Raw genomic sequence first — 15,004 nt, forward strand, 5'->3', positions numbered from 1 at the left:
CAAGGTCATTATTTTTAAAGCTTTTAATGGAAAAATTTCTTTAAAAAGTATATAATGATATATAGTTTAAGTTAATGAGGTGAAGAATGTTTGAATTAATTTCACAGATTTTAAAATATGTGTTCATAATAATAATATACCTTTTTATATTTAGTATTTTAAGACTTATGTATCTTGATATTAAAAATATTGCTGCTGCAGGAGATGCATTAGATGATTCATATTTAAAAGTAGTAAATAGATTAGATTCATTAAATTTTAGAATGCAAGAACATTATATTTTAAATGATAATATAACACTCGGTAGAAGTTCAAAAAATGATATTGTAATCAAAGATAAATTTGTTAGTAAGAATCACTTGATATTTTTAGAAGACAACGATTCATACTTTATTGAAGATTTAGGTTCTGCTAATGGTACCTTTGTAAATGGTGTAAGGATAGAACCAAATAATCCTATTAAGCTTTATGATAATGATAAGATTGGTGTTGGTTTTATTCAATTTATTTTTGTGGAAAATAGGTGATTAAATGTTTGATTTTGTACTAAAAAACAGAAAACCACGAAATTTACTACTTATTTTTGAAATTTTAAGTATATTACTTCTTTTTTTATTTAATAATAATCATATAGACAGATATATAGTGATATTATTTTTGGGGCTAATTCTTATAGTTTATGTTTCAAATCTAGTTCTAGGAAAGGTTTCATCAGGGGATAATTATATATTCTTATTAGTTTCCATGTTATTAAGCTTAGGAATAATTACAATTTATAGACTTTCTCCAGCACTAGGTCTAAAACAATTAATATGGGTATTAGCTGGTATTTTAGTTTTTTATATTACTTATTTTGCTTTAAGAGCAGTAAGAAAGCTAGAATATATGACTGCTGTTTATCTTGGAGGTTCAATTTTCTTATTTCTAATTACTCTAATCTTTGGTCAAAGAACCAAAGGGGCTATTAACTGGATCAAAATTTCAGAAAATATATCAGTCCAACCTTCTGAATTTACAAAAATCTTAATTATTTTTTTAATCGCGTCTTTTTATACCACTTTCAACAAAAAATTAAAAAAGCTTAACTATACACATACTTCATTTTATTTAATGGCTGTGATGTATGTTTTCGTTGCTTTTTTATTTTTACAAAGAGATTTGGGTACGGTAGCTATATTTATGGCTATATATACAGGCATTCAATTCATTTATGATGAAGACAGAAAAGCTTTAGCAATAAATATAGGGTTAATGCTTTTTGGTGCCATTGCTGGTTATTTCCTATTTTCTCATGTTAGAAATAGAGTTGATATATGGCTAAATCCATGGACTCCACAAAATGTCGTCAATAATGCTCAACAAATTGTACAATCTTTATTTGCAATTGCAGATGGAAGTTTTTTTGGACAGGGTATAGGCGTTGGATATCCTTCACAAATAACATATGCTTATTCCGATGTTATCTTTTCAGCTATCTGCGAAGAAATGGGCGTTTTAACGGGTATTGGAATAATTATGCTATATATGCTATTAATATATAGATCTATAAAAATTGCTTTAAAACAAGAATATTTATTTTATAGAATATTGGCTATCTCAATTGGAATTTTATTCACTGTACAAGCCTTTTTAAATATAGGTGGAGTTATTAAATTAATCCCAATGACAGGTTTAACACTTCCTTTTATTTCATATGGAGGTAGTTCCATGATATCTAGTTTTATTGCACTAGGTATACTGCAAGTTACTAGCGAAGATTTATCTTATAAATACGATAGGGGTAACAGTTATGAATAATAAAGATAATAAAAGAATACTACTTCTACTAGTATTTTTGATTATACTTCTATTGTCACCAATAGTATATTTGACTTATTTTACAATCTTTGAGGCCAATAATATTGTTGATCATCCTGCTAATAGAAGAGCGAATTTAAAAGAAAATTCTGTAAAAAGAGGCAGTATTTTTGATAGAAATCAAGAAGTATTGGCTTATTCAAATGGAAAAAAATATAATTACCATAGAATATACAACTATCCTGTTATTTATTCTCACATAATAGGATATTCAGATAAAATAGTTGATAAATATGGCTTAGAAAAGGAAATGAATGATTATCTTATTGGCAAAAATGGTTCAAAAATATTAAAAATTTTTAAATCTGCATTTAATAGTGATTATGATCAATATACAGGAGATTCAATCACATTGACAACTGATACAAATTTACAGAGAAAAACTAGGTCAGTTCTTGCTGAAAATTTTGATAGAGGATCAGTAGTAATGATGAATCCAAAAACTGGCGAAGTATTATCAATGGTCTCACTTCCTGATTTTAACTCACAAAACATTGCCAAGGACATGGCTGAAATAAATACAGCAAATAATGGTGCTTTATTCAATAGTTCTACCAAAGGTAGATTTGCTCCAGGTTCTGTTTTTAAAATCATAACCACCGAGGCTATACTTGAATCGGGTATATCACAAGGATACAATGACCGTGGATCAGAAAAAATAGATGAAGGCAGAGAATTTAAAAATGCTGGCGGCGGCATTTATGGTAGGGTTAATTTAAATGAAGCATTTACAAAATCTATTAACACATATTTTGTAAGAAAAGCTATAGATGTTGGCCTTGATAATATGTCATCTGTTGCGAAAAAATTTATGATAAATGAAAAAGTTGAATTTGAATTACCTTTGGAAATATCGACATGGAATTACACTAGAGATGGTTTTGATAGAACTGCTTTAGGTTCGGCTGGTATCGGTCACGATTCTGTGTTAGTTACACCCCTAGAAATGTGTCTAATAACTTCTACTATCGCAAATGATGGTATTATGATGCAGCCACATATTGTATCTAGAATAGATTCGTCAGACGGTAAAAATATACTCAGAAATTCTCCAACCGTTTTAAGTGAAGCACTTCCTAAAGAAAACGCTGAAAAAATTGCCAAGATGATGCAAAATGTTGTAAATAATGGAACTGGAACAGAAGCTTATCAAAGAGGTTATAAAATAGCTGGAAAAACTGGAACTGCACAAATCGATTTAGACCGAGGAACTAATAATGCATGGTTTGTAGGTTTTGCCCCAGCTGATGACCCTCAAGTGGCAATAGCTGTTGTTATACCGGGAATAAAGAACTCAGGCGGTGAAGTTGCAGCTCCTATTGCGGGAGAACTTTTAAAATACGCTATAGACAATTTACAATTTGATGAAGATTGAGGTGCATATGTATAATTCTAACTTTGTAACTGCTTTTATAGCTGCTGCAGGGATGGGTAAGAGAATGAATATGGGTATTAATAAACAGTTTTTAACTATCAATGACATTCCTATTTTAGCTCACACAATAAAAAAATTAGAAAAATCAAAGTACATCGATTTTTTGGTTATTATCATCAAAAATACAGATATTTCTTATCTTGGTGAAATAATTAATAGATTTAAAATTAATATAGACTATAAAATTGTTTATGGGGGTAAAGAACGTCAAGATTCTATTTATAATGGATTAATAAATATGCCTGATCAGACTGACATTGTATTGACTCACGATGGAGCAAGACCTTTTGTATCAGTCGACAAAATAGATGAGGCAATTGAAGAAGTTTTTGAAACTGGAGCATGTGTACTTGCGAATCGAGTTAAAGATACAATTAAAGTTTCACTAGATGGAAAATTAGTAAATTATACTCCAAATAGAGATATGTTATGGCAAGTTCAAACTCCTCAAGTATTTAAAGCTGAAATATTATTGAAAGCGTATAATCAAGCTTATTCAGAAGATTATTATGGAACAGATGATTGTTCTTTAGTGGAAAAAACTGGTGTTAAAGTTAAGTTAATAAATAATTCTTATGACAATATAAAAATAACAACAAAAGAAGATTTGCAAATTGCAAGTACTTTAATTAAGAAGGTGAAAGATTGAGAATTGGTATAGGATACGATGTTCATTGTCTTGTAGAAGGAAGAAAACTAACAATTGGTGGCGAAAATATTGATTATGAGAAAGGACTTTTAGGCCATTCTGATGCAGATGTACTAATTCATGCTATTATGGATTCTATTTTAGGCGCTTTAGCAATGAAAGATATTGGTTTTCATTTCCCTGATACAGATGAAGCTTATAAAGATATAGACTCAAAAGTATTACTAAAAAAAGTCTATAATATTATGGATTCTAGTGGTTATGAAGTAAACAATATAGATTCAGTTGTAGCATGCGAAGAGCCTAAATTAAAAGATTATATTGATAATATGAGAAAAAATATATCTAATATTTTAGAAACTAATATAGAAAATATATCTATAAAAGCTACAACAACTGAGAAACTAGGGTTTGTGGGTAGAAAAGAAGGTATCTCTGCTCAAGCAGTTTGTATTTTAAGAAAGAAGGATTAGATGAAGTTTTTTATTGATACTGCGAATATTGAAGAAATAATAGAAATCAATTCTTGGGGAATTTTATCAGGTGTAACTACCAACCCAAGTTTAATTGCAAAAAGTGGAGGGGTTTTTGAGGAAGTTGTAGAAGAGATATCTACTATTGTAGAAGGTCCCATTTCAGCCGAAGTAATCTCTACAGACCTCAAAAATATGCTTAAAGAAGCTCGTCAGCTTGCAAAAATATCAAAAAATATTGTAATTAAAATTCCTATGATTGAGGAAGGACTAAAAGCTGTAAATATATTAAGTAAAGAAGGAATAAAGACTAATGTAACTTTAATTTTTTCTTTATCACAAGCATTACTTGCTGCCAATGCTGGAGCAACTTATATAAGTCCTTTTATGGGTAGACTAGATGATATTGGAGAAAGTGGTATAAAACTAGTTAAAGATATAAAAGATACTTTTAATAAATATGATTATGATACTGAAATTATAGCCGCCAGCATTAGACATCAAACTCATGTTGAATTGGTTGCTAATTCTGGTGCAGACATTGCTACAATACCATATAAAATTTTTAAAGAAATGATAAAACATGATTTAACCGATAAAGGTTTGAAAATATTTCTTGATGATTTTAAAAATGTAAAAACAAAAGGAGAACTTAACTAATGGATAGAAATTTAGCTTTAAATCTAGCAAGAGTAACTGAAGCAGCTGCATTATCTGCTGGAAAATGGCTTGGTCGTGGAGACAAAAATGCTGCTGATAAAGCTGCAGTTGATGCAATGAGAAGAATGTTTGATACAGTTGAAATTGATGGTACAGTTGTCATTGGAGAAGGAGAAATAGACGAGGCTCCAATGCTATATATTGGCGAAAATATTGGAACTAAAACTGGTGAAAATGAAGTTGATATTGCTGTTGACCCAATCGACGGTACAAATTCTATCGCTCATGGAATGGCTAATTCTATTGCTGTGCTTGCAGTTGCACCAAAAGGCTGCCTACTTCATGCACCTGATATTTATATGGATAAAATAGCATGTGGTCCCAAAGCAAAAGGTTGCATAAATTTAGATGATTCACCTAGCGATAACATAAAAAGAGTTGCTAAAGCCTTAGACAAAAATGTAGAAGATATTACTGTAGCGATTCTTGATAGACCAAGACACGAAGATATTATCGATGAAATTAGGTCCATTGGTGCACGAATTAAAAAAATTTCCGATGGAGATATTGTGACAGCTATAGAAACTTGTTATGAAGATTCAGGTATAGATTTAGTTATAGGTAGAGGTGGAGCTCCTGAAGGAGTTATCGCTGCAGCAGCATTAAAGTGTTTAGGCGGAGACTTCCAAGGTAGATTACATCCAACAGATGACAAACAGATAGAAAGATGTAAAAACTTAAATTCTAATCTCGATAAAATCTATAATATTGATGATTTAGTAAAAGGTAATGAGGTTATTTTTTCTGTAACTGGCATAACGTCTGGCGAGATTTTAGATGGAGTAAAATATTACGGTAAAAATAAAGCTACAACTGAATCTTTAGTTTTGAGACTACCTAGTGGAACTCAAAGATTTATTAAATCAGTGCATGCACTTGATCTTAAACCAGATTACGCGAAGTGATTTTATTATGAAAAGCAGAAATGATTATGAAATATTAAATAAAAAATCTTTAGAAGATTTAAAAAAAATAGCTGCATCTATGGGTTTGAAATTGAGTAACAATTACAATGCTCAAGACTATAAACATTTTATAGTTAAAGGAATTATACCCGAAAAAAAAGAAGATTTAAATAATCTAAAAGTTTCTGAACTTAGAGAAATAGCCAAGAATTTAGATATAGATAAAGCTTATTCTTTAAAAAAAGATGAATTAATTGCAAGAATAAATTCACGAAAGGAGAATGCAGATATAATAGAAGAAAATGATATTGAGAAATTAGATTTGTCTGATAATGCTGCTGAAGCATTGGAAAATTTAGAAGACACTACTTATGTTAAAGGCATCTTAGATTTACATCAAGATGGATATGGATTTTTAAGAACTTTTAATTATTTGCCAAGTGAAGGAGATATTTACGTTTCACCATCTCAAATAAGAAAATTTAGACTGAGAAATGGCGATGAAATTTTAGGTGCAGTTTCTCCTTCAAAAGAAGGTGAAAATTTTAATGCTCTATTATATATTAAGAAAGTTAACGGACAAAATCCAAATAATATAGTCCATAGAGATTATTTTGATAATTTAACACCTATATATCCTAATGAAAAAATAATCTTGGAAACTGAGGACAAAGACATAGCTACTCGTGTCATAGACTTGTTGTCTCCAGTGGGAAGAGGTCAAAGAGGTATGATTGTTTCCCAACCTAAATCAGGTAAAACTACATTAATAAAAAAAATATCACGATCAATTAGCAAAAACTATCCAGATATTCATTTAATAGTATTACTTATTGACGAAAGACCTGAAGAAGTAACAGACATGCAAAGATCAGTTAAAGGAGAAGTTGTATATTCAACCTTTGACGAAACCCCAAAAAATCACACACGAATTGCTGAAATGGTAATTGATAGAGCTAAAAGATTAGTTGAACAAAAAGAGGATGTAGTAATTTTATTAGACTCTTTAACGAGGCTTTCGAGAGCTTACAACCTAATAACTCCAACAAGCGGAAAAACACTATCTGGTGGTCTTGATCCCTTATCACTTCATAAACCTAAAAGGTTCTTTGGTGCTGCTAGAAATATTGAAGAAGGTGGAAGCTTAACTATACTTGCAACGGCTCTAGTTGAAACAGGTTCTAAAATGGACGATATTATTTTTGAAGAGTTTAAAGGCACTGGTAACATGGAACTACACTTAGATAGAGTCTTGTCTGAAAGAAGAATTTTCCCAGCATTAGACATATTCAAATCAAGTACTCGAAAAGAGGAGTTATTATTAAATCAAAATGAATTAAAATTTAATCATTCATTCAGAAAAAAATTAAACGAAGAGAATAAGAATGAGATTACAGAACAATTCATAGATAACCTAGATAAATCAATTAATAATGAAGAATTCTTAAAAAAGTATAGAATATAGCTATTACTATCTTTAAAATTATTATTTGAAAAATAAATATTATTATTGTATAATATTAATGTTATTTAATTAATGGTTGATATTATCAGTTTTTAATGTTATAATTTAAAAATTGAGTTATAAAAAGAATAAGGGGGCTAATATACATGAAAAAAGGAATTCATCCAGAATATAAAGAAGCAACAGTTACTTGTGCTTGTGGAAATACATTCACAACAGGTTCTGTAAAAGAAGACCTAAAAGTTGAAGTGTGCTCAGCTTGTCATCCTTTCTTTACAGGAAAACAAAAATTCTCTGATCACGGCGGAAGAATTGAAAAATTCAACAAGAGATACAAAAGAGAAAAATAATCAAAAGGTTAGCCAAGCTAACCTTTTTTAATATTAAAGATAATGAATATAACAGAAGCTTTAAACGAAGGTGAGAAATATTTAAAAGATATCAAATATTCTTCATCTTCAAAAGAATTAAGATATATACTCTCTCATTTATTAAATAAAGACATTTCATATTTGTTTGCACATTCAGAGCAGAAACTTTCGCCATTAATCGAAAAAAAATATATTGAAATCCTAAACAGAAGAAGAAGAGGAGAACCACTACAATATATATTAGGAAAAACAGAATTTTTTGGAAGAGATTTTATTGTAAATAAAAATGTTTTAATTCCAAGACAAGATACGGAATTATCTATTGAAATTTTGTTAGATATAATAAAAAATAATAATATTGACTCTATATTAGATATTGGTACTGGGAGTGGTGCAGTAGCTATTACTGTTAATTCAGAGAGTAATATCAATACAACTGCTTGTGATATAAGCAAAAAAGCCTTAGAGGTCGCATCTGATAACGCAAAACTATTACATTCAAATGTACTATTTATTGAGAGTAATTTATTTGATAATATCGACGGCACCTTTGATATTATTTATTCTAACCCTCCCTATATAGAAAGGAAAGAAATAGATAATCTACAGGTTGAAGTTAAAAACTTTGAACCAAGACTAGCATTAGATGGTGGTATAGATGGACTTTATTTTTACAAAAATATTATAAAAAAAGCACCATTTTTTTTAAATAAAGATGGTTATTTAATCTTTGAAATAGGTTATAATCAAGGTCATGAATTAGTAAAACTTATGTGTAAAAACTTTGAGACAAAAATTTACAAAGATTTAAATAATTTAGACAGAGTAATAGTAGGTAAAATGAGGAGTTAACATGTACGAAAAATTATCAGTTTTTGAAGATAAACTCATACAGTTAGAAAATGATTTATCCAATATTCAAATAATAAATGATTCTAAGCTATATCAACAAAAAGCAATAGAACACGCCGAGCTTGAACCTATTGTTTTAAAATATAGAGAATACAAAAAAACTTTAGATACACTTAATGAAAATAAAGAACTAATAAAAGAAAAATTAGATGATGAATTTAGAGAATTAGTTAAAGAAGAAATAAGTGAATCTGAAAAAAAATTAGAAATACTTGAAAATGATTTAAAAATACTTTTAATACCAAAAGACAAGAATGATAATAAAAATGTTATCATGGAAATTAGAGCAGGAGCAGGTGGAGATGAAGCTGCACTTTTTGCCGGTGTACTTTATAGACAATATACCCGTTATGCTGAGAGGTCGGGATTTAAAGTAGAAACAATATCTACTAATGAGATAGGAATTGGCGGTTTCAAAGAAGCAGTATTTATGATTATAGGTAATGGTGCATATTCAAGATTAAAATTTGAATCGGGAGTTCATAGGGTACAAAGAGTTCCTGAAACAGAAAGTGGAGGCCGTATTCATACTTCTACAGCAACAGTTGCTGTTTTGCCAGAAATAGATGATGTTGAAGTAGAAATAAACCAATCCGAAATAAGATTTGATGTCTTCAGAGCTAGTGGAAATGGAGGACAATGTGTTAACACTACAGATTCTGCAGTAAGATTAACTCACATTCCAACTGGTATTGTAATTTCTTGTCAAGATGAAAAATCACAACTTCGAAACAAAGAAAAAGCGATGAAATTATTAAGAGCTAAATTATATGATCTAAAATTGCAAGAACAAAACGAACAAGAGTCCGAACAACGATCATCTCAAATAGGTACAGGTGATCGCTCCGAGAGAATACGAACTTATAATTATCCACAAGGTAGGGTAACCGACCACCGAATTAACTTTACTACCCATAAAATTGACGCGATTAACGATGGAGATTTAAATGAAATAATAGATGCTTTAATAGCCTATGATCAAACTCAAAAAATATCTAATATTGATAAAACTAATTAAGTTAAATTAATATTTATGATATTTTTAATTATTTGATTTTTATATTTCTATAAACTATAATATATATGTAAAGTTTATAACTTATTTTAAGGGGGTAATATTATGAATCAAATGACAAGTGATAACTTAAGATCAGCTTTTGGCGGAGAGTCACAAGCACATATGAGATACTTAATTTGGGGAGATGTTGCAGAAAAAGAAGGATTTCCTAATGTAAAAAGACTTTTTACAGCTACTTCTGATGCAGAAAGAATCCATGCTACATTGCATTTCAACGCGTTAAGAGATGTTGATGGTGATTTCCCTGTAGTTTCTATGGCTGGTTTTGGTATAAAAGAAACTTCTGAAAACTTAGTTGGAGCAAAAAACGGTGAAATATTTGAATCTACACAAATGTATCCAGCTTATATCGCAGTAGCTGAAATGCAAGAAGAAAAAGAAGCTGTTAGAGCTATGAAATACGCAACTGCTGCTGAAGAAGTACATGCAAAAAGATATCAAGAAGCTAAGGACTTTGTTGATCAAGGTAAAGATTTAGATGTTGAAAAAATCTTATTATGTCCTATATGTGGATACATCACTTTTGATGACACAGAAGAAGCTTGCCCTATATGTGGATGTAAAAAAGATAAATTTGTTGAATATTAATTTTATTATTAAAAAAACTTTCCTTTATGTATTAAAGGAGAGTTTTTTAATTTATATTATTGCTAATTTTAGCCATCTATGATATACTTTTTAACGGTATTAAAAACACACATTTTTTGATGATAGAAGAGTTGCGATCTCGTCCTTCTATCAGTTGATGAAAATGGAGGATAAAACATGGAGGTTATAAAATGTCAGTAATATCAATGAAAAATTTATTAGAAGCTGGTGTTCACTTCGGTCATCAAACTAGAAGATGGAACCCTAAGATGAAGAGATTTATATTTACAGAAAGAAATGGTATTTATATAATCGATCTTCAAAAAACTGTTAACAAAGTTGAAGAAGCATATGAATTTGCTAGAGAAATAGCAGCTAATGACGGACAAATTCTTTTTGTAGGTACAAAGAAACAAGCTCAAGATGCTATAGAAAAAGAAGCTATCAAATGTGGTATGCCATACATTAACGAAAGATGGCTTGGTGGACTTTTAACAAATCATAAAACTATCAAGAGAAGAATCGACAGACTTTTTGAACTTTATGATATGGAAGAAAAAGGAATTTTTGAAGTTCTTCCTAAAAAAGAAGTTGCTGAATTACTACACGAGAGAGAAAAATTAGAAAAATTCTTAGGTGGAATTAAACATATGCAAGGTATGCCTGATGCTCTTTACATTGTAGATCCTAAGAAAGAAAACATAGCTGTTAAAGAAGCTCATATTCTAGGAATTCCTGTTATAGGTATCGTTGATACTAACTGTGATCCTGATGAAATTGATTTACCAATCCCTGGTAATGATGATGCAATTAGAGCTGTTAAATTAATTACAGAAACTATAGCAAATGCCGTTCTTGAAGGTAAACAAGGGAATCAAACTGAAGACGAAGCTTTAGTAAGTGATTATGAAAACAATCAAGAAGAGTTAGAAGAATCTGTTGACGAAGCTTCTAGTGAAGAAGAAATTACAGAAGAGTAAGATAATTTTTGAGAGTTGTAAAGTGATCCTTTATAACTCTTTTTTTAAAATATATAAGGAGTGAATTAAAATGGCAATTACAGCAGCACAAATTAAGGAATTAAGAGAAATTACATCAGCAGGTATGATGGATTGTAAAAAAGCATTACAAGAAACAGATGGAGATATGGAAAAAGCAGTTGACTTTTTACGCGAAAAAGGATTAGCTTCTGCAGCAAAAAAATCTTCTAGAATTGCTTCTGAAGGTATTGTTGAATCTTACATTCATGGTGGTAGAATTGGAGTTTTAGTAGAAGTAAATTCAGAAACAGATTTTGTCGCTAAAAATGAAGAATTTAAATCTTTTGTAAAAGATATTGCAATGCAAATAGCTGCTATTGGACCAAAATATGTTTCACGTGAAGAAGTCCCACAAGAAGAATTAGCACACGAAAGAGAAATTTTAACTGAACAAGCTAAGAGTGAAAACAAACCTGAACACATACTAGATAAAATTGTTGAAGGTAGACTTGAAAAATATTATGAAGAAGTTTGTTTATTAGATCAAAAATTCATCAAAGATTCTGATAAAACTATTCAAGAGCTTCTTAATGACTTAATTGCTAAAATTGGTGAAAATATCAAAATAAGAAGATTTGTTAGATTTGAAGTAGGAGAAGGACTAGAAAAAAGAGAAGAAGATTTCGCTGAAGAAGTAGCAAAACAAATCAACCAATAATCGAGGGAATTTATGCCAGAACCTAAATATAAGAGAATAATTCTAAAATTAAGTGGCGAGGCTATGGCTGGGGATAACTCTGTTGGCATTGAAATTGATTATATTAAGCTCATTGCTGAACAAGTTAAAAAAATTCATAATCTTGGAGTTGAAACTGGCATAGTTGTCGGTGGTGGAAATTTCTGGAGAGGAAGAGAAGCAAATAATATTGACAGGGCAACCTCAGACCACATGGGTATGCTCGGTACAGTTATGAATGCGTTAGCTCTACAAGATTGTCTTGAAAAAATGGGTGTACTCACAAGAGTTCAAACAGCTATTGAGATGAAAGAAGTAGCCGAACCTTATATTAGAAGACGAGCTATTAGACATTTAGAAAAGGGAAGGGTCGTAATCTTTTCTGCAGGAATTGGAAATCCGTACTTTTCTACAGATACAGCAGCTGCTTTAAGAGCTGCTGAGATTAATGCTGATGTTATTTTGTTAGCAAAAAAAGGTGTAGATGGTATCTATGACTCTGACCCAAAATTCAACCCTGATGCCAAAAAATATGATTCCTTAAATTATAGAGAGATTCTTAAAAATAATTTGAAAATTATGGATGCTACTGCCACAACTTTATGCATGGACAATCATATACCTCTAGTTGTTTTTGGTATTGATGATGAAAATTCTATGTATGATGTAGTTTGTGGTAAGGATTTAGGTACTAAAGTTAAATAGGAGGATATTATGATATCTGATCTGAAGAAAGATACTGAAAACAGAATGAAGAAAACTGTAACTTCCTTAACAGAAAATCTTCAATCAATTAGAGCAGGAAGAGCAAATACTAGTTTATTAGATAAAATTAATGTTGATTATTACGGACAATCTACGCCAATTAATCAAGTGGCAAGTGTATCTGCTCCCGAAGCAAGATTATTAGTAATTCAACCTTGGGATGTAAAAATTATTCCAGATATAGAAAAAGCAATTCAAAAATCTGACCTAGGTATAAATCCATCTAATGATGGTAAATTGATTAGATTAGTTATCCCACAACTTACCGAAGAAAGAAGAAAAGATCTTGTTAAAGTTGTAGGAAAATATTCTGAAGAAGGTAAGGTTTCTATCCGTAATATTCGAAGAGATTCTATGGAAGAAATTAAGAAAGCAGAAAAAAACAAAGAAATTTCCGAAGATGAAAAAATTATGTATGAAGAAGACATCCAAAAGCTAACTGATAAATATATTAAAGAAATTGACAAAATAACAGAAGCTAAGGAAAAAGAACTTATGGAAATTTGAGACATTTTAGCCTTAGAGAAATCTAAGGCTTTTTTTAAGGTGAATTATGAATTATAAAAGTTTATTAGATTTGGATAATATTCCATCCCATATCGGGATTGTTATGGATGGTAATGGTAGATGGGCAAAAAAAAGAGGCTTGCCAAGATCATTTGGACACAAGGCTGGTTCAGACAAGGTTGTAGAAATTGTTCAATCCGCATATAATCTGAATATTAAAGCATTAACTCTTTTTGCTTTTTCTACAGAAAATTGGAAGAGACCAAACGAAGAGATTTCAAAATTGATGGAACTTTTAATTTTCTATGTAAAGACACAACTAGATAAAATTAAAAAAAATAATATAAAAATAAATGTTTTAGGAGATTACACCAAATTCCCTCCAAGAGTGGTAGATGAAATTACTAAGGCGTTGCAGGAGACATCTTCAAATGATAAAATGATATTAAATATCGCTCTTAACTATGGTGGTCAAGATGAAATTGTGAGAGCTACTAAAAATATTGTTAAAGATGTTAATTTGGGTATAATAGAAGTTAATGAGATAGATAATGAAATTTTTAAATCATATTTGTATACTCATGAATCTCCAGATTTAGATTTACTTATTCGACCAAGTGGAGAATTACGAGTATCAAATTTTTTATTATATCAATTGGCTTATGCTGAATTTTATTTTTCTGATGTTTTATGGCCTGATTTTGACGAAAATCAGCTCTGTAAAGCGATATATGAATTTCAGCTTAGACATAGAAGGTTTGGGGGACTTTAGTTGAAAGATTTGCACAAAAGAGTTATCACCGGTGTAATTGGTATACTTGCTTTAATTTTAATTATGTATTTAGGAATTGAAGCTATTAAAATATTTTTCTTCATTGTAACTTTAGAAGCAATAAGAGAGATTTATAATGCTTTGATAAAAAAAGGTATTACTCTTTTTCTGCCTACTTTATTTTTTGGCTCGGTAATTACTTTTGTTGTTTCTTTTTTTGAGTTAAATATTTTATTTGCACCTATAGCATTTTTTATAATTAATTCTATTTGCACTATTATAGTTGATGATTATAGCTTGAACAATTCCATATATACATTTTTTGCTTATTTTTATTCAGTTTTCTTGCTTACTTTGTTGGCAATATCAAATGATATAATGCTAATTATTTCAGCTTTTGTTGTATCTTTTTCTACTGATACTTTTGCTTATTTTATAGGTTCAATTTTTGGTAAACATAAACTAATTGAAAGGGTTAGCCCTAATAAATCAGTAGAAGGCGCTATTGGTGGTACATTCTCTGCTACCATAATCACAACAATTTATTTCTATTATATAAGCAAAAATTTTGTTAATATACACATTAACTTTTATGTTGTACTTATCATTATCCTAGCTTCTGTAGCTGGGCAATTTGGTGACCTCTTTGCATCTTACTTAAAAAGGTATACAGGAATTAAAGATTACGCAAATATTTTACCAGGTCACGGTGGAGTATTAGATCGATTTGATAGTATAATTTTTGTAAGTCCATTTATTTATGTGCTTTTCCATATACTATAATTTAGGAG

Annotated in this window: 18 protein-coding genes; all 18 read left to right on the top strand. The window is 30.0% G+C overall.

Going from position 1 to position 15,004, the window contains the following annotated elements; all coding sequences use genetic code 11:
• Positions 1–86: 86 nt before the first annotated feature.
• The 18 genes from ABID14_RS00580 to ABID14_RS00665 all read left to right on the top strand — a co-directional run bounded on the left by ABID14_RS00580 (position 87) and on the right by ABID14_RS00665 (position 14,996).
• On the top strand, positions 87–527 hold the full coding sequence (locus ABID14_RS00580; protein ID WP_354366504.1) for an FHA domain-containing protein: 441 nt from the start codon (positions 87–89) through the stop codon (positions 525–527).
• 4 nt (positions 528–531) lie between these two features.
• Positions 532–1,797: an FtsW/RodA/SpoVE family cell cycle protein gene (locus tag ABID14_RS00585; protein WP_354366505.1), complete on the top strand. Its 1,266-nt coding sequence runs from the start codon at positions 532–534 to the stop codon at positions 1,795–1,797.
• Complete coding sequence (locus ABID14_RS00590; protein WP_354366506.1) at positions 1,790–3,232, top strand: peptidoglycan D,D-transpeptidase FtsI family protein; 1,443 nt, start codon at positions 1,790–1,792, stop codon at positions 3,230–3,232. Before ABID14_RS00585 ends, ABID14_RS00590 begins: the two co-directional genes overlap by 8 nt.
• 7 nt (positions 3,233–3,239) lie before the next feature.
• On the top strand, positions 3,240–3,941 hold the full coding sequence (gene ispD, locus ABID14_RS00595; RefSeq protein WP_354366507.1) for a 2-C-methyl-D-erythritol 4-phosphate cytidylyltransferase: 702 nt from the start codon (positions 3,240–3,242) through the stop codon (positions 3,939–3,941).
• Positions 3,938–4,414: a 2-C-methyl-D-erythritol 2,4-cyclodiphosphate synthase gene (ispF, locus tag ABID14_RS00600; protein ID WP_354366508.1), complete on the top strand. Its 477-nt coding sequence runs from the start codon at positions 3,938–3,940 to the stop codon at positions 4,412–4,414. Before ispD ends, ispF begins: the two co-directional genes overlap by 4 nt.
• Positions 4,415–5,074: a fructose-6-phosphate aldolase gene (gene fsa / locus ABID14_RS00605; protein ID WP_354366509.1), complete on the top strand. Its 660-nt coding sequence runs from the start codon at positions 4,415–4,417 to the stop codon at positions 5,072–5,074.
• Positions 5,074–6,039, top strand: coding sequence for a class II fructose-bisphosphatase (gene glpX / locus ABID14_RS00610; protein WP_354366510.1), 966 nt, complete (start codon positions 5,074–5,076; stop codon positions 6,037–6,039). The genes fsa and glpX overlap by 1 nt, the downstream gene beginning before the upstream one ends.
• Before the next feature lie 7 nt (positions 6,040–6,046).
• A complete protein-coding gene (rho, locus tag ABID14_RS00615; RefSeq protein WP_354366511.1) occupies positions 6,047–7,504 on the top strand; it encodes a transcription termination factor Rho in 1,458 nt (485 codons plus the stop codon).
• A gap of 146 nt (positions 7,505–7,650) precedes the next feature.
• On the top strand, positions 7,651–7,854 hold the full coding sequence (rpmE, locus tag ABID14_RS00620) for a 50S ribosomal protein L31 (protein ID WP_354366512.1): 204 nt from the start codon (positions 7,651–7,653) through the stop codon (positions 7,852–7,854).
• 42 nt (positions 7,855–7,896) lie between these two features.
• The gene (gene prmC, locus ABID14_RS00625) at positions 7,897–8,727 is read left to right on the top strand and encodes a peptide chain release factor N(5)-glutamine methyltransferase (protein WP_354366513.1); all 831 of its coding nucleotides are present in this window, start codon (positions 7,897–7,899) and stop codon (positions 8,725–8,727) included.
• Between the two features lies 1 nt (position 8,728).
• Positions 8,729–9,805, top strand: a complete 1,077-nt coding sequence (gene prfA / locus ABID14_RS00630) for a peptide chain release factor 1 (protein WP_354366514.1) — start codon at positions 8,729–8,731, stop codon at positions 9,803–9,805.
• 102 nt (positions 9,806–9,907) lie between these two features.
• Complete coding sequence (locus tag ABID14_RS00635; RefSeq protein ID WP_354366515.1) at positions 9,908–10,453, top strand: rubrerythrin family protein; 546 nt, start codon at positions 9,908–9,910, stop codon at positions 10,451–10,453.
• A gap of 191 nt (positions 10,454–10,644) precedes the next feature.
• On the top strand, positions 10,645–11,433 hold the full coding sequence (gene rpsB / locus ABID14_RS00640) for a 30S ribosomal protein S2 (RefSeq protein ID WP_354366516.1): 789 nt from the start codon (positions 10,645–10,647) through the stop codon (positions 11,431–11,433).
• Positions 11,434–11,503: 70 nt separating this feature from the next.
• Complete coding sequence (gene tsf, locus ABID14_RS00645; protein WP_354366517.1) at positions 11,504–12,151, top strand: translation elongation factor Ts; 648 nt, start codon at positions 11,504–11,506, stop codon at positions 12,149–12,151.
• A 12-nt stretch (positions 12,152–12,163) separates the two neighbouring features.
• Positions 12,164–12,874, top strand: coding sequence for a UMP kinase (gene pyrH, locus ABID14_RS00650; protein WP_354366518.1), 711 nt, complete (start codon positions 12,164–12,166; stop codon positions 12,872–12,874).
• Positions 12,875–12,883: 9 nt separating this feature from the next.
• Positions 12,884–13,441: a ribosome recycling factor gene (gene frr / locus ABID14_RS00655; RefSeq protein WP_354366519.1), complete on the top strand. Its 558-nt coding sequence runs from the start codon at positions 12,884–12,886 to the stop codon at positions 13,439–13,441.
• A gap of 46 nt (positions 13,442–13,487) precedes the next feature.
• A complete protein-coding gene (gene uppS, locus ABID14_RS00660) occupies positions 13,488–14,213 on the top strand; it encodes an undecaprenyl pyrophosphate synthase (RefSeq protein WP_354366520.1) in 726 nt (241 codons plus the stop codon).
• Positions 14,214–14,996 carry a phosphatidate cytidylyltransferase gene (locus ABID14_RS00665; protein ID WP_354366521.1) on the top strand — a complete coding sequence of 261 codons (783 nt, stop codon included), beginning with the start codon at positions 14,214–14,216 and terminating at the stop codon, positions 14,994–14,996.
• The last annotated feature ends 8 nt before the right edge of the window (positions 14,997–15,004 follow it).

The sequence above is a fragment of the Peptoniphilus olsenii genome, assembly GCF_040545475.1.
Classification (GTDB): Bacteria; Bacillota; Clostridia; order Tissierellales; family Peptoniphilaceae; genus Peptoniphilus_A; species Peptoniphilus_A olsenii.